Origin of the sequence: Symmachiella dynata, assembly GCF_007747995.1 — a bacterium.
Taxonomy (GTDB): domain Bacteria; phylum Planctomycetota; class Planctomycetia; order Planctomycetales; family Planctomycetaceae; genus Symmachiella; species Symmachiella dynata.
In genome coordinates, this window is record NZ_CP036276.1 from 6,381,486 (window position 1) to 6,400,641 (window position 19,156).

Consider the following 19,156-nt stretch of genomic DNA (forward strand, 5'->3'; position numbering starts at 1 on the left):
CACAACACACAGACATGCAGCGGCTCGGCGCTCCCGCTCTCGGGATTCCAAGTCGCGTCGGATTCGTTGCCGCAATTGAAACATGTCGGCGGTTCGCATTGATCCGTAGTTGCTATTGATGTGTCGGGGTAGGTTGCTACCATTCTGTTGTTCTCGATTTACTCCCTCGGGAATGTTGAAATCAGCGCCCCGCCGGTTCGGTCCCGGCGGGGTTGCTTGCGTTATGCTGTAATGCGTTCCGTCTGCTGGGGGCGTTTTCCTTCGTGGACGTCTCGAACAAAACGCTCGAGCATTTTGAGGGTCAATCGCTCCGCATAACGACGATTCGGCGCGAAGATGAAGTGCACGCCGTAACGTTGCATCCACGCGATAGTGCTGCCGACAACTGATGCCGGCTCGACTTTTGTCCAATAGTCCCCTTCGACGATGCAGTCGAGCGGCGCCTCAATCATCACGACCGCGAACTCAAATTTGGACATGCGCTCAAGTTCCCGAACAAATCGCTCTCGAGAGTGCCCGATACAACTCAGGAAATCTCCGGCTGATTTGCGCTCTATACAGATTCGGTCGCTGTAGTCCTCATGCTCCGTCGCGGCGCTGTAATCGCCAGTCGCCAGCGTTTGCACGCGTGTCTCAACAGTCGACCGCGAAAAATCAAACGGCAGTTGCTCGCGAGTGTCGATCAATATCCACCACAAGAGGAATTCATGTATTCGGCGTTGCGGAGGTGCGCTCATCGTTGGCCCTCCTCACGTTGGCGGCGCAGAAAATCCAACAACTCGGACCGCTCGTATATGATCGATTTACCAACGCGACTGCCTACGATTTCGCCACGGTATCGGGCTTCGGCGAGTTTGTGTTTGGCGACGTCAAGAAGTTTGGCGGCGTTGGCTTCATTGATCGCCAGTTTTTCGGCCGCAATCAGGCTCGCGTCTTCGCGGATCGATTCGAGCGTCTCGTGCACTGCGGCGCGGATTTCGTCGATAGGGACTTCTACGTGCATGTTGCGGCCTCCTCTCGGCGATGCTCTGCAATTCGGGCATTCACTTCCTCAAGGCTCGCACGGTTTTTCAGGAGAGTGCACAGTGATTTCAGGAATGACGCCTCACGCCTCGTACGGGTCAACTCTCGCTCGATCTCCTCAATCGGTGGCAGCTTCTCAATTATTGAAAGTGTCATCAAAAAAACCTCAACCAAAACGGGCCATTGAATATGGCATCGTTTTAATCGAGGCGAATTACAAACCGATGGGCAACTTGCCCATTCATTGATTTTTTGGAAGATTTTCCAGCCTTGTGCGACGCTCCTTGTTATTGATCCTCAGGGTACAGGGGGTGTCTATTAGACCGAGACCTTTTTGCAGTCGAACAAGCCCGCCTTTAATTCCCGCGTCGGTAGTGAACTCACTATTCCTCCAGAAATCTCGTTGTTCTTTCAACGTATCATAGCTCGTCCAACCTTTGTGGCTCTTGAGAAACCGATAAATCAGAAGCGCTTGACCAGTCAATGATTCCTCAGCCGGGTCGGATGTTTGACCTTGCAAATAGTCCGGCGGGTCAAGTTGCTCATTGATGAGATCCAACACGGATCGGAGTCCTGCGGAAAATTGGCTGGTTTGTGCGTTCCGCGTAGCAATGTCTTGTACTTCTGCGAAGTTTGGCCACTCGCTGGGAACGTAGTTCGGATACTTTTCATGAATCCGAGTCAGCCGATCAAGGTGTACCTGCGTCGGTTTAGACTTTATCCACAAGTTCGTAATCAACCATTCACAATCGTATTTAATACTCATCGTCCCACCGTCTTTCGTGGATGCCTTGAAAACCAAGCGGGAAGGCCGGCAAGACAATCCGGCCGTTCGGTGATCAGCCTATCCCGCTCTGTTTCTAGCTCGTTTTCCCTTTTCTAGCTTCGCAAATGTTGCAAATTAGGAATACCAAACCGCCATGGTTATTTTTCCGGACGTTAACGAGCTTTCGATCATAATCCCAACACGCCATGCAAAAAGGACCACTTTCCGTCCCGTCCGTGGTCTTGCGAATGTAAACATTTCCGTCGCGTTTTAATTCGTTAGAAATGTCCTCAGCTTCCTTCAGCCGTTTCAATTCCTCTCTGAGTTCCAGATTCTGTTCACGGATATCGAAAATCTCGTCACGGAGATCACAAATCTTTTGGTACAATTCTTGGTTGTCGAGCTTCCTGATGAGATCAACGATCTCTTTGGTATTGCTGACAATGCTCATTTTACGTTCCGATCCTTGAATTCCTGATGACTCTTTCATGACCACAAACCGGCCCGCCCTACCGCAACTAGACTGGTTTCGGCAAACGCTAAACCCCTGATTTTACAGCATAACATCAGAGACGATACCCGAATCTCAGAGTCGCTCAGGTTTCGTAATGCGTAGGTCAAGAGTTCAAGTCTCTTCGGCGGCTCTGCAAAAGCCCTTCGATTGCATTGGTTTATGGCAATCGGTGGGCTTTCTTTTTGTGCCGAATTCGAGTGCTCCACTAGCGGGCGGCTCTTCGATTGCCCACGTGCTATTGCCTGTCTCACTGCTTCCGGGCTATCGGCCGTTCTGCGCTGAACCGGCACTTCGCAACGCCCTGGACTCATCGGATCGTTGCCGGTCGTTTTCCGTAGACTCTCGCGAATCTTGAAAAAATCTGCTTTTGCGGGGATTCGTCTTTAACCATTTCGCGTATCTCGCGTCTGTTAGGTTAGACTATTAATTTTGCAGGCCGGAGACATGACGATTCGCGATTCATTGGATTCGCAGGGCGCTTGGGAGCGGACCCGTCAAAGTGAGCGACGGAATTGCAGATTATGTTTCGCGTGTGTATCGCTTTGCATTGCGACTTACTGGAGATCCGCACCGTGCGGAGGACCTGACGCAGGAGACGTTTTTGCGGGCGTGGCGAAAGCGAGGTTCGCTGCGTGATCCGCGGGCGATGCGGACCTGGTTGTTTCGCATTGCAGTGAACCTGTGGCGAGACGGACTCAGAAATCGCCGTGACGGTGATACGGAATGGTTGGAAACAGAACTCCCCTGCACGAACGTTGCACCGGAGCAATCGCTAGAGAGTCGTGAGGAATTGAGGCGCGTGCTCGACATGCTGGACAACCTGCCGCCGCGACAACGTGAGGTGTTACATTTGGTCGCCGTGGAGGAATTGTCGTTGGCACAGGTCGCGGAAGTATTACAGATCAATCCGGGCACAGCCAAGGTGCACCTGAGCTTGGCCCGTAAACAGATGCGTGAGAAGTTTCAGGCGGAATCATGAAACCACTCGATTGCCAATGGCTCGACGACTACCTGTCCGGTGAATTGCCGTGCGACTGGGAACCGTTGTTTGAACAGCATGTCGAAGACTGCGCGGCGTGCGGCGAAGAAGTGGCGCAGTGGCGAGCATTGCGAGCAGAATTATCGCGGGCCTCTCGCACGTTGGAAACCCCACCTGCAGGGCTGTTGCAATCCATTCAGGCGATGTACGAACCGGCCCCATCGCCGTCCCGTGAACCGTCACGCGCCCGCCGGTTTGCGGCAGCGGTGGCGGCGGTTTGTTTGATGGCCGGTTTGTTTTTTGCGGCGCTCACCGCGCGGCAAGATGTACCGGAGGTCGCGGTCGAGGACCAGATTGCGGATGTCACGCCTCCACCGTCAGTCACCCACGTGGAGTTGCCGGACGATGTGATTGGCGTGCCGATTGATATCGGCGATCCGGACGTGACGGTGGTGTGGGTCTACCCGGTGTATCAGCCTGATGGTGATGAAGACTGAAAATTAGTGCTGCGGGACGGACGTTTTTTCACTGCGGAAATTACCGTTGACTATCAAGGAGCCATTTCATGTTGAATCGCTATCAGAGCCGGATATTGTTTGCCGGACTTTTGTCGTTGTTGGTTTTAAACGGGGCCATGACGGCATATGCTCAGGAAGCCCAGCAAACGCAGGAAAAACAAACGCCCGAACATTTAGTCAAGATTTATCGCGTCAAACATCAGGACGCTTCGGGCTTGATGTCTACAATCGCTAGGATCGTTGAACACTCCGACACGTCTAAAACCGTCCGAATTGCAGTGGATCACAATACCAAATCACTGATTGTCTCGGGCGATGAAAAAACGCAGAAATTAGTGGGGAGCTTGTTACAAAGCCTCGATGTCGAACCCAAAAATCTTGAACCAAATGAACCCGCCGCGCGGGACGTCATGATTCGCATCGTCTGGTTGGTGGACGAGAAGCTCGTCGAGGGGGACGCGACCGCGATTCCGCCAGACTTGATTCCCACGGTCGAGAAACTGAGTACAAAATTTGGCCTAGGCAAGCTCGTGACGGCCGGACAAATCATCATCAACCAACACGTGACTCAACAAACGCAATTTGATGGGAGCGGGACCGCGGCGATACAAGGGAAAAGCGAATTCAAAGTCCGCGGAACGTCAAGATTTAAAGATGATCAAGTTGCTGAACTTGAGGTACATGTGCAAACCACCTCTTTAAGTATTGAACGATCACCCGTGGTGCAACAGATGGGTGCTTCGAGAAAAGCGACATGCGAACTCGCCTCGAAAATCTCAGCACCGATTGGACGCCCCGTCTTCTTCGGCATGGCGCCGATTGAGTCCAAAACATCCCTATTCGTCGTACAAGTCCTCGACGCCAATTCCGTGGCCGACGAAACGGCCCGCTCAGAAAAATAGCGTCGGGTGATGGGCAGCCGTAGGTCATGCTGTGCATGACGACACTCGCCAATGCCACCTCTTCCCAAGCAACGTCATGCACAGCATGACCTACGAACTAGTGCTCCTCGTCGACCTTGCGGCGAAGGAGCATTTTTAGTTCGTTCATGCCCAGCAGCGTCGCAGCGGCATAATAAACGATGACCGATACCACGACCGGTATCACCACGCTCAGCACGCGGGATGGGATTCCTTGGGCCTCACCGCACATCCACATGGCGAGAAAGCATGCTGCCGACATCACGGCGGTTGCGATACCGGATTTGAGGATAGTTCCCCACAAGCGGCGGCCGTCGACCTGTCCGGCGCGGGATTGGATCATCCACGTTAGCACAAGCACTTGTAGCGTGGCGGAAATCGTGGTCGCGTACGCCAAGCCTTCTCCGCCCAGCGGCCAGATCAATGTCAGATTCAGTGCCAGATTCACACCCACGCTTGCTAACCCCACTCGGAGGGGTGTCGTACGGTCATCGAGCGCATAATACGCCCGGTATAAAATCAATTGCCCGCAATAGGCCCAAACGCCGCAGCCATACGCGGCGATCAACCCAGCCGTGCGCGCCGAGTCACCGGCATCGAATTCGCCATATTCAAACAAGGTTGTCGCCAGCGGTCGCGCCAGCAGTACTAAACCCACACTGGCGGGAAAACCGATGGCGACCACCAACCGCAGTCCCAATGTCAAATCGTGCCGCAAGAGGTCATAGCGTTGCTGTGCCGCATGCCGCGCGAGCAGGGGAAACAACACCGTGCCCAGTGCGACGCCAAACACACCGAGCGGGAATTGGTAGAGCCGCTGGGCATAATAGAGCGCCGCTGCTGCCCCCTCCTGAAGTGGCGGATTCTCTAAAAACCGGGCAAAGCCCCAGGCAATCATTCGGTCCGCGAGGGTATTGATCAGCGTGGTCGACATGCCCAACATGACCGGCAACGTGGCCCACACGATTTCGCGAACGCGGGGCATCGCTGAACTCCAGTCCGTGCGAAAGTGAAAGCCATATTTTTTGAGCAGCGGCCACTGCATGGCGACTTGCACCCCACCGGCAATGACAATGGCAACGGCGATCACATAGGCCTGACTCAGCGCATCGGGAGCGAAAAACGGTGCGACCAACCACAACGTGGCGATCCAAAACAGATTTAACATCACCGGCACCAAAGCGGGTAACGTAAAATGTCCCAACACGTGTAGCACCGCACTCACCTGCGCAGCCAGGCAGATCAAAATCAGATAAGGCAACATAGCTGCGGTGAGGCCCAAGAGGATGTGGATGTCCGTGTCGTGACTACCCCATTTGAGCAGCCCCCAGATCCCGAGTTCACCGACAAGCACCAAGGCGGTCAAAGAAACGGTCAACAGCGCAAAGACGGCGCTGACGAGTCTCCAGACGTTTTCGCGATCCGGTTTTTGCAGTTCCCGCGTGAGCACAGGCAGGAACGATGCGGAGAGGGCTCCCTCGCCAAACAGACGCCGAGCGAGATTGGGAATGCTGAAGGCAACAACAAAGTGGTCGGCGATTGGAGTCAGACCAAACAGTGCGGCCATGCCCATGTCGCGGATCAGACCTAAAACCCGACTGAGCAATGTGCAAAGGCTGACGATGCGTAGTCCCGAAAAGAGCCGTTGCCGATGCTGATCGGGAGCGTCCGCTTCACCACCGACGATACCGGATTCAGCCGCAGTTTCAGAGGGATTCTGCACGGAGGTTAACAGGTCGTTATGCCTCAGATGCGGGCGGGAACCGGTTCGAGCCGTGCCCGGTTGATATTCAACTGGTGCAGAATGCTCATGACAGGATCGATTGGCAGCCCCCATTCCAAGGACCAGCAGATCACATCCAGATTTTCATAACCGCGAAGCACGCGATCGAGGATGCGATCCAGCAGCAGGTCGTTTTCGACCAGCAGTCGGGGAATCAGACCGAAGTCGTCGTCACCGAACTCCGTCCAGTGTTGCCTGCCGGTCAAATGCTCTAAACATTTGCCGCGACAATAGTGGGGCCAGTAGCGATCGTACCATTGGCCGAGGGCGACAGATCCGACGTCCCACCCCCGCTTTTCGCTTTCGATCCACTTATGGCGCTCGGCTTCGCGAAGCCCTTCCTGGTATACGCTCAAACAAGCCACGACCGACTCCTTTGCACTCTCGGTGCAAAGTTGGGAAATAACAGCAAACGAATTTCGCAATTCTATCCCAACACCGAATCTGCGGCAAGATAAGTTCTCAGATAAAAACGACCAAAAACCGACATGGGGAACATTCAACAAATCCGGGCAGGATTGAGGCCGAACTTTGCCGGCGAATTCCCGCGACCGGTTCACCAGGACTGAAGTGACTCCAGCAAATCAGAACGTCACCATGAACGCTCGAAACGCCTGCAATAGAAGTAATCAACGAGCAAACATTGCATCCGACAGCGGCAGAATTCGTGGCAGACTTGGTGCCGCCTTACGAGGCTGGTACGATGCAACGAGCTAATGGATTTCCCTACCCGTCGAGTCATCCCTTCATTGAGATTTTTGTTGGAGCCCCCATGACGCCCCGCATTTTCCTGGTTGGTATTTTGGCCCTAGCCGTCGGCTGCGGCGGGGACGACACATCGTCGACCGAGACAAACACCGGTTCCGGCGAAAAACAATATACGATTGCGGTGATCCCCAAAGGGACGTCGCACGTGTTTTGGAAATCGGTCCACGCCGGTGCCCAGAACGCTGCCGACGAACTAGGGAATGTTATGGTGCTCTGGAAAGGCCCGTTGCTGGAGTCCGACACGAAAGGCCAAGTCGATGTGGTACAGGATTTCATCGTCAAAAAAGTAGATGGCATTTGTCTAGCACCACTTGATTCGCAAGCGCTCATCGAGCACGTCAACGTCGCCAAGGAAGCGGGAATTCCCGTCGTTATTTTTGACAGCGGCTTGGATGATGAATCGAATACGGTCTCCTACGTGGCGACTGACAATTGGCACGGCGGAGAATTAGCCGCCCAGACCTTGGCCGAAAGTATCGGCGGCAAGGGGAACGTGATCCTGCTGCGTTACAAAACCGGCAGCGAAAGTACCGAACAACGCGAAGAAGGATTTCTGGCGAAACTCAAAGAGGCCTATCCCGAAGTCAATGTGATTTCCTCAGACCAATACGCCGGTGTCACCCCGGAAGAAGCCTTTGCCAATGCCACGCAGATCCTGCAGAAATATGAAGGACAGGTCAACGGAATCTTCGCTGTCTGCGAACCGAACGGCGAAGGAGTTCGCAAAGCGATTGAACAATTGGGGCTGACCGGCAAAGTGAAATTCGTCGGTTTCGACCCCAACGAACCGTTGATTGACGGACTGTCCAACGATCAGGTCCATGGCATCGTGCTGCAGGACCCGGTCAAGATGGGCTACGAAGCGGTGATGTCGATGATGAAGCATCTCCAAGGCGAAGAGGTCGAAAAACGAATCGTCACCGGCGAATACGTCGCCACGCCCGAAAATATGAACACCGAAGAGATGCAACGGTTGCTCAAACCGGAACAGTACTAAGCCGAAAAGAGCCCGCTGCGCCGTTCGCACGATGTTGAATCGCGACTATCGAAATCCCCTACGGCGTTTCTTTGATTCGCGGCGGGGGCAATTTGGCGACGCGGAGCTTTCGGAAGGACAAGTCGGTGGTCGGGTCGTGTCCTTGAATACTGAAGTGTCCCGCTGCGGTGCGCAAACCTTCGCGAGGATTCTCAGCCGGTGCGCGCTCGTCCGTCCAATCGGTTACGGGAAAACCATCGACCCAGACCGCCACGTGAGCGGCCTGCGCGATGACCGTCATCGTGAACCACTCGTGATCAGAACTGATCACCCGCCGCGTGGGGACACGACGATAAATACCACCGGTACCAAAATCGACCGGTTGATTGCGATCATCCCCTTTCCACTCGTTGCGGACCTGCGCTTCATAACCATTCATCTGATCGGCTGAGGGAGCAGGCAGCGCCCGGAAGAAGATGCCGGAGTTGAGGTGTTCGCCATTGGAAATAATTTCCGCTTGCAATACAAAGTCGTCCCATGTCGATTCGCTTTCCAGATAGCCCCGACCATCGGAAACGTGAATGGCTCCCTCCTGGACTTCGAACGTACTTTTGCCCCCTTCGACCACACGCCAACCGGTGAGATCGGTGCCGTTAAAAATCGGCGAGGTTCCCAACGGTTTTAAAGCGATATTGCGAAATTTGACCGTCCCTTCGCGAAATTGTAGCCCAATGTACCCGGTGACCGGCCGATCGGGACTTTCGTCGGTGAAATCGAGAACTGTTTTGCCGTCGACCTTGGCGATGATCTGATTTCCCCCCACGGTGATGTGATATGCCACCCACTCACCGTCGTTGGCAACCGGTTGCGCCGGCTGTTGCCGCGTCACCAAACTGGCCGTGGCAAATGCCGCGTGCGTGTCGCACAGATTGAATTCATAGCAATCGGCTGACGGGTCCTGGGGTTCGAGCGGCGCGCGCAAAAACAAGCCGCTGTTGCCTCCCTTTTCGACCCAGCATTCGCAGCGCAGTTCGTAGTCGGCAAATTGCGTGGTCGTGTTCAACCAACCCGGTTCGCCCGCCGAGGCGACGATTTCGCCATTCTCAACGCTCCAGTTCACATCGTTTGTCGCCTTCCAACCAAACAGCGATTCACCATCAAACAGTTGAATCCACCCCTCGGTGATCTCCGCACGCGACAACGGTCGGTGCTGTGTGGCGACAGCCGCTTTCTGTTCGGCTTTAGCGGGCGCTGCCACTTTTTCAGATTCCTCCACCGGAGAATCAACGGCGGCAGGGACCGGTTCCTCTTGGGCACAACCGGCCGCGGACAATACAAGCAGACTCAACACCCAAAAGCTATTTCGCATCACAGGCTCCCTCAAATTTTATTGATTCGGATTCCACAGCACCCGAGTATGATTCAAGCACAAATTTACCCAAAAGGGGAAAGCGTCACACTCCGCTCAGTTGCCCGTCTTTTCGGGCGGACCAATCGTCGGGCGACGTCGCTGGGCAGCGCCTTGCTCGATCCGTGTTTTCATTTCCAAGAACATCCGATTGCCCGGTTGTAACCGCATCAACCGGTCGGCGGCATCGACCGCTTTGTCCCATTGTTGTTGCTTTTCATAGAGCAGGGTCAGCATCATTAAAAAATCGGGACTCGTCGGGTCAAGCACGTAGGCTCGTTCCAGCGCCGTCATCGCCTGCTCCTCCCGCCCGAGCAAATAATTCACCAATCCCAAACGATAATGGATCGTCGCATTGTTCGGGAGTAGCCGCGCATCACGAGCGAGAATCTCCGCTTCTTCTTCGCGAAGCTGGCGGACTTCATCTGTCTCCCCTTGTTGTTCAAGCAGCCCCGCCAAATTTGAACGCGGCCCGGCAACGCTCGGTTCTAAGCGAATCGCGGTGCGGTATTCGTCGGCCGATTGCTGCGGTTTGCCTTGGTTGGCATAGAGCAGCCCTAAGCTCAAATGGACGCCTGATTGATCGGTATGCGCGTTGAGGCCGGTTTGGTATTCCGCCAACGCGGCGGCGAGGTCTTTGCTTTCGGTAGAATTCAACACCCCCGGCGGCAATGCAGACAGTAGTCGCGCTGCTGTCACCCGAACCAACCGGGACGTATCTTTAAGTAGCGGAGCCAAACGGCGTTTTTGTTCGTCCGCCTCTTCGCGAGAGCGGGGTTGCCAACCCTCAAACAATCGCAGCGCCGCCGTCCGGACCAAGGGGTCGCCATCCTCAAGCGCCTTATAAACCGCGTTGCGGCTGGCGTTAGTATTAAAACGGGTCGCTAACAACGACACGGCTGTCGCCCGCACGATGGCCCCTTCTTCTCGATTGCGGGCCAGTTTGGCCAATTTGGGCACCGCCGACGGTGCGCTCTTTCGACCGGCATCGATGATCTCACCATAATGCGGATCCTGCCGCCGCTTGGGGCCATACCATTCAACGATTTTGTCCGCCGCCCACTGCGGGGATTCTTCCGGTTTTGTGTGACAACCATTACAGGCATTGGGCGTGCCAATCTTGACGGTCAAATCGGGACGTGGCACGCGCAGGCTGTGATCGCGGCGGGGATCGACGACCATGTATTTTTTCGACGGCATGTGGCATTCCACGCAAGAAGCGCCATCGGTGCCGATCTTGTGATGATGGTGGTTGGGGCCGTCGTATTTCGCCGGCAAATGGCACTGCGTGCAGAGCTTATTCCCCTCGAACTTTAATTGGGTCGAGTGCGGGTCGTGGCAATCGGTGCAGCGGACTCCTTTGCGATACATCAAGCTTTGCAGGAACGAACCGTAGACGTAGACCTCTTCGTCGATTTGTCCGTCGGCGTGGTAGAGATGATCTTCGAGCAAGGATAAATTGAAATGATCGAGAAACTTCTCTCCCGGTTGGAATCCAGGATGAATGTGTTGTCGGTGCGAATGGCAGGGAGCGCAAGTTTCTAGCTGCGCTCGCGCGTTGGGATCTTTGAGCTTCGCCAATCCGTAACCATAATGTCGGTCCCAGAACAGCGAATTCGAATTCGCCAACTCCTCGTGGATACTCCCCGGTCCATGACACGCTTCGCAACTGACGTCCATCTCATGAAACGAATAGTTATGCGTATCGGTTTTGACGTCGTAATTTTTGGCGAAATTGGTCGAATGGCAGTCGGCGCACATGTGGTTCCAGTTTTGCGCCGACCCGGTCCAATGCAACGGATCGTCCGGTCCGAAGGGGGCATCGGGATTGGCGTAATACCAACGCTTCTCCTCTGTGTCCCACGTCACCGGTAAAACCTGGACTTGCCCCCGTTCCAGCTCGGTCAGGTATTGTTGGAGTGGATGGTAGCCAAAAACATATTTGACTTGAAACTCCGCCGTCTCGCCGTCGGGGCCTTGGGTTTCGACGAAATAATCGTCGCCGCGACGCTGCATTTTGGAAACGATGCCGTGATGTTCCAATTGTGTATCATTGAAGTCACCCAACACGAATTCCGGCGTCGCCAAGTCCATGGCCAGATCGTGATCCGAGCCTTGCCACTTTTTGTACTCCGAGGAATGGCATTCGATACAGGACTGCCGGCCCACAAACGTCGCCGTGCGGCCTTCCGGCAAGGCGATATACCAATCCAGCGTCGGCCACGCGATTACCGCCAAGATGGCGGCGGCGAGAATCAGTCCTATCCAAATCCGTTTCTTCATTCCGGTCTATTTTCCGATTTCGGTGAATCAAAGCTGTTCGGTGCGGTTGGCGACTGCGACTATCTGAGGGGGGAGCCTGGAAAACCGTCCATTCATGATTGTGGAGCATCTTGGCGGGAACAACAAGCCAAGCGACCCGGAGCGTGAAGATCGAGAATTACCGCTGAGGAGCTGCTCGGGCGGACATTTTTGCCGCATGCTTTACCTAGGGGGCTCATCCTTTACAATCCGGGAAACCGATGCGGTTTCTGCGTTGATATCAGACTCCACAAATTTCCCGATACGGATAGATTGCTCCTGACGATGTCGCAAAATCCCAAAGTCATTCTGAGCGCCTTTGCCGACGAAGGTGCCGTGTCCAAAACGGCCATTGAACAAATGGCCACATTGTCCGCATTGGGGCTGGAATACTACAGCCCTCGTTTCGTCGATGTTTCCGGCGAAGTCAAAAATGTGATGGCGCTGACCAAACAGGAAATTAAAAAACTCAACAAACTGCACGCCGATTACGGCATGCACGTGACGAGCATTGGCTCGCCGATCGGCAAGGTCAAACTGCTGGACGTCGATGATGGATCGCACAACAAGTTTGTGCCCTTCAAAAAGTATTTGGCGACGGACGTGAAAACGGCCATCGACCGCGCCAATCAATTGGACACCAAATTGATCCGCGGATTTTCGTTTTATCATCCCGCCGGGACCGATCCCGCTGAACACGTTGACCAAGCAGTCGATCAACTCGCACAAATCGTCGAAGCCTGTGCCGCGGGCGGCGTGATCTTCGGGTTGGAAGTCGAAGCCAATCTGATCGGACAGAACGGGCGACTGCTGGCTGAGTTGTCGCGAAAAGTCAACAGCCCGCACATGGTCTGCATTTTCGACGGAGGCAACCTCGCCTGCCAAAATCTCACACCGGTCGAATGTTTTGATGAATACGAAGCGATGCGCAAGCACATCGGCTGGATGCACATCAAAGACTACGCCGTCGATCCGACGTTATCCTGGACCGGCGTCGTCGATGAAGAACGCTTGAAAAACTTTGTGCCGGCCAACGTGGGCGATACCGGACACGAAGCGATCTTGCGAGATTTCCGCGCGCATGTCACCAAACTCGACAAAAAAATGAAGAAGCTGGGAGTTCCCGGGGTCTTTTTGGAATTAGAACCGCACCTCAAAGGGGGCGGACAATTCGGAGGGTTCAGCGGACCGGACGGTTTGGGCGTTGCCTGCCGCGGACTCTGTTCGGTCTTGGATTATGTCGGTATCGATTATGACTTGCGCGGCTTCGAACACATTCGCACTGCCCGTGGTTTTTGAGAAGTATTGACGACAAGTCGTTTCAAAACCCGCTGACGCGTCTCACTGACACGGATCTGAAGATTTCGAGAACAAGCGCAACCGGGTTTTGAAACTGGTTCTACACACTCATGACGAAGGACGGCGCGCTAAAATAGCGTTGCCGCGAATTCATGGCATTTACGCAAGATACGCTCGAAAAAATTAAATTGGTTTGCCCCAAGACCAAAGCAGACCTCGTGCTCGACGGGGCCTTGCTGGTGAGCGTAGACCCGCAGTCGCGCCTGCGTTACGAAGTCAAAGACGATATCCCCATCATGCTGATCGACGAAGCGGTCGAGTTGTCAGCCGAAGATTGGTCCGCCGTGATGGCGCGGCATCAGCGCGATCCACAAACCGGGAAACCGCTCGAAGCCACGTAATCCCTCGGCGTCCAGAATAAAGGAAAGCCGCGATGAGACTTCCGCATGCGAATTCAGGCTGCCGCACTCATTTCTGGTCCTGGGCGCTGTTTGCGGTCCTCGTGACTGTGAGCCTGGCCAGCGATTTACCGATCGCATTCGGCGATGAACCGGCTGCTAAGAAGAATGCGACAAAACCAGAGGAGCGGTATTCGTTTCGCAAAGACCACGATCCCAACGGCATTGGCAAGTTCTACATGGATCGTGAGATCGCCCATGTCATGGGTTTTGCCGGAATGCCCTGGTTGGAACGGGACGAACGCGAGGAAGAAGAAGCCACTTCAAAACTCATTGAGGCACTGCAACTCAAACCCGGCATGGTGATTGCCGACATCGGCGCGGGGAGTGGAGTGATCTCCGTCCTCATGGCTGAGAAAGTCGCCCCCAACGGCGAGGTCCTGGCAGTCGACGTCCAACAGAAAATGCTCGATGCCCTCAAAGCCAAATGCAATCGGCTAGGCATCAAAAACATCAAGCCGGTTCTCGGCAAAACAAAATCACCGCAATTGCCCGCCGGAAAGGTCGACTTGGCGATCATGGTCGACGTCTACCACGAATTTGATTTCCCCTACGAAATGGTCCAAGGGATTTCCGCAGCAATGAAACCGGGCGGACGTGTGGTGTTTGTCGAGTACCGTAAAGAGGACACCAGCGTGCCGATCAAACGGGTCCATAAAATGAGTGAAGCCCAAGTCAAACGAGAAATCGGCCTGCCGGAGCATCAATTGAAATGGACAAAAACCATCGACGTCTTACCTTGGCAGCACATCATCGTGTTTGAAAAGCAAAAACCGAAACCGTAACTCGGTTGCACGATTCAGACGCCGACAGCTTTGAGGGGATGCGCCGCAAGAAATTCGCGAATCCGAGGGATGAGTTTCTCATGCGCGTCCTCAAACACATAATGCCCCGCCTCGGGAATCCGCAACGTTTCGGCGTTGGGGAAGAAGTTCAAAAACTCCTCTAAGAAGTCCGGCGTAAAACACCAATCCTGCTCTCCCCAGGGAAACAGCACCGGGTATTCACGAAACTGCTGTAAACCCTCTTCGATCTGCTTCAACGTGCCGTAGCTGGGATGCTGCTTTTTAAGCGGAATATCCTCCACAAACCGCAACGTGGCGATGCGGTCCGCCCAATTGCCATAGGGGGCCAGATATCCGGTGCGGACTGCACGCGTCATCCGCTCGTGCTTCTCCACAGCCATCGAAATGGCCGCGCGGGCAAACGCATTCATGCCGCGAATGGCGAGCGTGCCGAATATCGGAATACGGCAGATGGCAATCCGCAGCGGAATCGATGTCGAACGAAACGCCGCTGTGTTCATTAGCACAAACCGCGAAAACCGTTCAGGCAATCGAGTGGCGGCGCCCATGCCGATTGCGCCGCCCCAGTCATGAGCAATCAGCGTGGTGTTGTTCAAATCGAGCGTGTTGATCAATCTTGTCAGATTGGTCACATGCTGGTCGAGCGTATAAGGATAGTCCTGCGGCTTATCGGAAAACCCGCAGCCAATATGATCGACCGCCACACAGCGATAATCCGCCGAAAGGTCCTTAATCAAATTCCGCCAAGCAAAGCTCCACGTTGGATTGCCGTGCACGAACAACAACGTCTCGCCCGCGCCTTCATCGAGATAATGATAGCGCGCGCCGTCGAGGTCGAGATAATTCGACGCAAATGGATATTCCGATTCAAAGCCAGCACGTGAATTCATAACGGTATCAATAATTCTACAAAATCCGCTCGGCAAACAACTGCGCAGAGAGTCTATCAACTTCCAGGGGCTACGTCGCGTAAGACGTCTCTCAACGCTGTGGTGAATTCCTCAATCACCCGCTGGTCGTGCGCCCACGACAACGTGATCCGCAAACGAGACGTCCCAGGCGGAACACTGGGCGGGCGAATGGCTCCCACGAGAAACCCCCGCTCCTCTAACGCAGCGGCAGTCCGCACCGCCAACTGTGGGTCGTCTAGCAGGATCGGAAAGATAGGCGCGACCGCCGCCTCAATGGTCGCAAATCCCTCCGCGATCAGAGCGGCGCGGAAATCTCCACATCGCTGGAGTAACTCCGTGCGTCGCTGCGGTTCTGTTCGGATTATCTCAACAGCCGCACCAGCCGCCGCACAAACCGGCGGGGGCAAGGCTGTGGAGAAAATCTGAGGCCGCGCGCGATTCCATAGCCAGTCAATCAGCGATTGCGAGCCACTGACAAATCCTCCGCTTGCTCCCAACGCTTTGCTCAACGTTCCCACGCGAAAATGCACGCGGTCTTCGACGCCCGCGAATTCTGCAAAACCTTTTCCCTGTGCCCCGAACACGCCCGTCGCATGCGCTTCATCAATCATCAACATCGCATCGTGCGCTTCGGCCAATTCGCACAAGTCTGCCAGCGGCGCCGCATCGCCGTCCATGCTGAAAATGCTATCCGTGACAATCAATCGTCGGCGCACCGACGATGCTGCGGACAATGCCTCGCTGAGGGCACTGAGATTCTTGCGATCGTAAATCGTCAAAGCCGCCTTGGACAACCGGCAGCCGTCCACCAAGCTGGCATGGTTCAAGCGATCGGAAAATACCGCATCCTCGCGGCCAACCACGGCGACGATCACTCCCATGTTGGCGGCAAAGCCGGTTGGAAACAGCAGCGCCGACTCGGTCCCCTCAAACTCAGCCAGTTGTTCTTCCAACCGCGCGTGCCATTGTGTGCGTCCGCAGATCAACGCACTGGCCGTGGCGCCGGTCCCCGCTTCCGCAGCGGCCTGTTGCGCTGCTGCGATGACCCGCGGATCCTGCGAAAGATTCAAATAGTCGTTGCCGGCGAAATTCCACATCTCCCGGCCATCGATCCGGCAGCGTCCGCCCGGCAAGGGTTCGACCATCCGCCGTCGTCGCCGCAAACCACGACGCTCAATTTCTTCCAGTTCTTCATTGATCCAGGGCAACGCATTGGACATGTGAAAACGCGATTCCCGGCCGACACAATCGCGGCGCGAACAATAAATAGTGACTGGAGGACGTATTGTTATGCGAGCGAAATCAAGTGATTGCTCAATTGCTCATACCCGGTTTCGGTAATGAGGTAGTTGTGTTCGATGCGAATACCGCCGATGCCTTCGACATACAGGCCCGGTTCCAACGTCACCACATCTCCGGCGACCAAAATATCTTCACTTTGCGGAACCAAAATCGGGGGTTCCGGATGCGCTAAACCGATGCCGTGTCCAGCGTGATGATTGAACGTATCGCCGTAGCCCGATTCTTTGAGCGGCCGCTCGGTCGCCGCGTGCACATCCTTCGCAGCGGCACCGGCCTTGAGCGCCTTTTCGCCGCTCTGCATAGCTGCTTGGCATAACTCCATCAGCATGGTCTGTTCATCACTGGGAGACCCCACGCTGAGTACATTGGTGAAGTCGCCGCGATAACCGTCGATCACAACCGAAAAATCCATCAGCATCAAATCGCCGTCTTTGAGGATTTCTCCCGTCGGCAATCCGCCCGCCTTAAACTGCTGAGCATTGGTGACGCGAAAATCCCCGTAGAGAATCACCGGGCGTCCCGCGGCTTCCATGGCGGCTGCGTGGATTTCACGGTAGACGTCAAAATCGCTGATCCCCGCACGCACGATTTCGCGTGCCCGCGCATGGCCTGCTTCGCCGGCACGGATGGCGGACCGCATCAGTTCCAATTCGTCCGGTTCCTTTTGCCGCCGCAAGCGACGCAGTACCGATCCTAAATCAATCGCCGGACGTCCTGAACCAACAGCATCGGCGATGCGTTCTTGTACGGAATGTCGTTCGCGATCGGGCGAGAGCACTTCCCAGGCGGCCAACGGTAACCATTCTGCTTCGACCGCGCCGTTGCGGCCGAGAATGTGTCCATCAATCGCTTCCAGCGCTTTAAACAGCGCATGGTCCCGGTTGATGACCGCATGCTGGTGGTTGTACCAAGTTTCTTCGATCACCCGATCTACGAAATGTTCGCCTGCAGCGGAGCGCACGGTGAAATTGTCGGCGCAGAGCGTCGCTGTGCCGCCCCGTTCCAATAACAGCAACCCCCGTTCGCCTCCGGAAAAGCTATACGGGTTCACCAGAAAATTGCTGAGGTAGTACACGTGGCGCGGATCCGCCACCAACAACCACTCCACGCTCTCCGGCACACTCGCCCACAATCGAGCCCGCCGCGCTAAACATCCCGCTTCGGTTAACATCGTTTTTTCCTAATTAGGAGGCCGTCGACTGTAGGCCTGAGGCGTGAGGTGACAGGCTTGAGGATGCGCCATCGCAAGCCAATCTCTCAACAACCTGACACTTCTGTTTCACTGGCCACCGGCCACTCGCCACCGGCCACTTCGTCATCAATCATACCCCTTCGACGCCAACCAACGTTCGGCGTCGAGGGCTGCCATGCAACCGGTCCCGGCGGCCGTAATCGCTTGACGGTAATAATCGTCCGCGACATCTCCGGCAGCGAAGACTCCTTCGACGCTGGTGTAGGTTCGTTGCGGAGTCGTCCAGGTGAGATAGCCTTTCTCGTTCATCTCCAACTGGCCCGCCAAGAAGTTGGTGTTGGGCGTATGGCCAATGGCGGCGAAATAACCGGCCACTTCCAGTTCTTCCGTTTTTTCCTCATCCAAGGTGCTGCGGAGCCGTACGCCGGTCACTCCGTCGTTATCGTTGCCAAGCACCTCATCAACCACGGTGTTCCATTTGACGTCGATTTTTTCATTGGCTAAAACGCGATCAGCCATGATCTTGCTCGCGCGGAATTCATCGCGACGGTGCACGATGTAGACCTTGCTGCCGAATTTGGTCAGAAAAGTCGCCTCTTCCATCGCGCTGTCGCCACCACCAACGACCACCAGCGGCTTGTCGCGAAAACGTGGAATGGCGCCGTCGCAAACCGCACAGGCCGAGACACCCATGTTTTTGAAACGTTCTTCCGAATCGAGTCCCAGATAATTGGCGCGGGCTCCGGTGGCAATAATCACCGAGAGCGCTTCGATCTCCGTGCCTTCCAGCGACTTGAGTTTGAACGGATGCACCGAAAAATCGACTTCCACAATGTCGTCCGTCACGACCTTCGTGCCGAAGTTCACGGACTGTTGCCGCATCAATTCCATCAACTCCGGCCCGCTGACCCCTTCTTTGAGGTGCGGCGCCATGTATTTTCGTTTCGATTCGTCGATCGAATTGTCGAGGTAGCCCCCCAGATCGCCGGCAGGAAATCCGGGATAATTCTCAACCTCGGTGGTCAGGGCCAATTGCCCGAGCGGCAATGTCCCCTGCAAGCGGTTCTCTTCGGTCACTGCCCCCTCGTAAACAACCGGTTCGAGATTGGCGCGTGATGTATAAATGGCGGCCGCCCATCCGGCGGGGCCGGAGCCGATAATGACTACGCGTTCAGCCACGTGGTGTATCTCCCCAAAAGTCCTTGAAACTCGCTCATTTTTTGAAAATCCTT

Annotated in this window: 19 protein-coding genes; 7 read left to right on the forward strand and 12 right to left on the reverse strand. The window is 55.2% G+C overall.

Annotated elements, in window-relative coordinates; all coding sequences use genetic code 11:
* Nucleotides 1-221 precede the first annotated feature (221 nt).
* From Mal52_RS24275 to Mal52_RS24290, 4 genes are all read right to left on the reverse strand, one after another.
* On the reverse strand, nucleotides 222-737 hold the full coding sequence (locus Mal52_RS24275; RefSeq protein ID WP_145379100.1) for an ERCC4 domain-containing protein: 516 nt from the start codon (nucleotides 735-737) through the stop codon (nucleotides 222-224).
* A complete protein-coding gene (locus tag Mal52_RS24280; RefSeq protein WP_145379101.1) occupies nucleotides 734-1,003 on the reverse strand; it encodes a helix-turn-helix domain-containing protein in 270 nt (89 codons plus the stop codon). The genes Mal52_RS24275 and Mal52_RS24280 overlap by 4 nt, the downstream gene beginning before the upstream one ends.
* Before the next feature lie 261 nt (nucleotides 1,004-1,264).
* Nucleotides 1,265-1,789 carry a hypothetical protein gene (locus tag Mal52_RS24285; protein WP_145379102.1) on the reverse strand — a complete coding sequence of 175 codons (525 nt, stop codon included), beginning with the start codon at nucleotides 1,787-1,789 and terminating at the stop codon, nucleotides 1,265-1,267.
* Nucleotides 1,790-1,883: 94 nt separating this feature from the next.
* A complete protein-coding gene (locus Mal52_RS24290; protein ID WP_145379103.1) occupies nucleotides 1,884-2,240 on the reverse strand; it encodes a hypothetical protein in 357 nt (118 codons plus the stop codon).
* Nucleotides 2,241-2,802: 562 nt separating this feature from the next.
* Between Mal52_RS24290 and Mal52_RS24295 the strand changes: the two genes are divergently transcribed.
* The 3 genes from Mal52_RS24295 to Mal52_RS24305 all read left to right on the forward strand — a co-directional run bounded on the left by Mal52_RS24295 (nucleotide 2,803) and on the right by Mal52_RS24305 (nucleotide 4,702).
* Nucleotides 2,803-3,282, forward strand: coding sequence for an RNA polymerase sigma factor (locus tag Mal52_RS24295; protein WP_197534441.1), 480 nt, complete (start codon nucleotides 2,803-2,805; stop codon nucleotides 3,280-3,282).
* Complete coding sequence (locus Mal52_RS24300; protein ID WP_145379105.1) at nucleotides 3,279-3,779, forward strand: anti-sigma factor family protein; 501 nt, start codon at nucleotides 3,279-3,281, stop codon at nucleotides 3,777-3,779. The genes Mal52_RS24295 and Mal52_RS24300 overlap by 4 nt, the downstream gene beginning before the upstream one ends.
* A gap of 68 nt (nucleotides 3,780-3,847) precedes the next feature.
* The gene (locus Mal52_RS24305) at nucleotides 3,848-4,702 is read left to right on the forward strand and encodes a secretin N-terminal domain-containing protein (protein ID WP_145379106.1); all 855 of its coding nucleotides are present in this window, start codon (nucleotides 3,848-3,850) and stop codon (nucleotides 4,700-4,702) included.
* Between the two features lie 97 nt (nucleotides 4,703-4,799).
* Here Mal52_RS24305 and murJ read toward each other — a convergent pair whose 3' ends face one another.
* Complete coding sequence (gene murJ / locus Mal52_RS24310; RefSeq protein ID WP_197534442.1) at nucleotides 4,800-6,443, reverse strand: murein biosynthesis integral membrane protein MurJ; 1,644 nt, start codon at nucleotides 6,441-6,443, stop codon at nucleotides 4,800-4,802.
* A gap of 23 nt (nucleotides 6,444-6,466) precedes the next feature.
* Entirely contained in the window at nucleotides 6,467-6,868 is a 402-nt protein-coding gene (locus Mal52_RS24315; RefSeq protein WP_145379108.1) for a hypothetical protein, read from the reverse strand.
* Nucleotides 6,869-7,275: 407 nt separating this feature from the next.
* Between Mal52_RS24315 and Mal52_RS24320 the strand changes: the two genes are divergently transcribed.
* Complete coding sequence (locus Mal52_RS24320) at nucleotides 7,276-8,268, forward strand: ABC transporter substrate-binding protein (RefSeq protein WP_145379109.1); 993 nt, start codon at nucleotides 7,276-7,278, stop codon at nucleotides 8,266-8,268.
* Between the two features lie 58 nt (nucleotides 8,269-8,326).
* Here the strand turns inward: Mal52_RS24320 and Mal52_RS24325 are convergent, their stop codons facing one another.
* Both Mal52_RS24325 and Mal52_RS24330 read right to left on the reverse strand, forming a co-directional pair.
* Nucleotides 8,327-9,616, reverse strand: a complete 1,290-nt coding sequence (locus Mal52_RS24325; protein WP_145379110.1) for a 3-keto-disaccharide hydrolase — start codon at nucleotides 9,614-9,616, stop codon at nucleotides 8,327-8,329.
* Nucleotides 9,617-9,712: 96 nt separating this feature from the next.
* Nucleotides 9,713-11,938, reverse strand: a complete 2,226-nt coding sequence (locus Mal52_RS24330; RefSeq protein ID WP_145379111.1) for a tetratricopeptide repeat protein — start codon at nucleotides 11,936-11,938, stop codon at nucleotides 9,713-9,715.
* A 303-nt stretch (nucleotides 11,939-12,241) separates the two neighbouring features.
* Between Mal52_RS24330 and Mal52_RS24335 the strand changes: the two genes are divergently transcribed.
* The 3 genes from Mal52_RS24335 to Mal52_RS24345 all read left to right on the forward strand — a co-directional run bounded on the left by Mal52_RS24335 (nucleotide 12,242) and on the right by Mal52_RS24345 (nucleotide 14,498).
* Nucleotides 12,242-13,255 carry a sugar phosphate isomerase/epimerase family protein gene (locus Mal52_RS24335; RefSeq protein ID WP_145379112.1) on the forward strand — a complete coding sequence of 338 codons (1,014 nt, stop codon included), beginning with the start codon at nucleotides 12,242-12,244 and terminating at the stop codon, nucleotides 13,253-13,255.
* A gap of 152 nt (nucleotides 13,256-13,407) precedes the next feature.
* Nucleotides 13,408-13,656 carry a Trm112 family protein gene (locus Mal52_RS24340; protein WP_145379113.1) on the forward strand — a complete coding sequence of 83 codons (249 nt, stop codon included), beginning with the start codon at nucleotides 13,408-13,410 and terminating at the stop codon, nucleotides 13,654-13,656.
* Nucleotides 13,657-13,688: 32 nt separating this feature from the next.
* A complete protein-coding gene (locus tag Mal52_RS24345; RefSeq protein ID WP_145379114.1) occupies nucleotides 13,689-14,498 on the forward strand; it encodes a class I SAM-dependent methyltransferase in 810 nt (269 codons plus the stop codon).
* A gap of 14 nt (nucleotides 14,499-14,512) precedes the next feature.
* On the opposite strand, the gene Mal52_RS24350 is transcribed toward Mal52_RS24345, so the two are convergent.
* The 4 genes from Mal52_RS24350 to Mal52_RS24365 form a co-directional block, all read right to left on the reverse strand.
* Nucleotides 14,513-15,409, reverse strand: a complete 897-nt coding sequence (locus Mal52_RS24350) for an alpha/beta fold hydrolase (protein WP_145379115.1) — start codon at nucleotides 15,407-15,409, stop codon at nucleotides 14,513-14,515.
* 56 nt (nucleotides 15,410-15,465) lie between these two features.
* Nucleotides 15,466-16,650, reverse strand: a complete 1,185-nt coding sequence (bioF, locus tag Mal52_RS24355; protein WP_145379116.1) for an 8-amino-7-oxononanoate synthase — start codon at nucleotides 16,648-16,650, stop codon at nucleotides 15,466-15,468.
* A gap of 68 nt (nucleotides 16,651-16,718) precedes the next feature.
* The gene (locus Mal52_RS24360) at nucleotides 16,719-17,903 is read right to left on the reverse strand and encodes a M24 family metallopeptidase (RefSeq protein ID WP_145379117.1); all 1,185 of its coding nucleotides are present in this window, start codon (nucleotides 17,901-17,903) and stop codon (nucleotides 16,719-16,721) included.
* Nucleotides 17,904-18,050: 147 nt separating this feature from the next.
* Entirely contained in the window at nucleotides 18,051-19,103 is a 1,053-nt protein-coding gene (locus tag Mal52_RS24365; protein WP_231961964.1) for an NAD(P)/FAD-dependent oxidoreductase, read from the reverse strand.
* Between the last annotated feature and the right edge of the window lie 53 nt (nucleotides 19,104-19,156).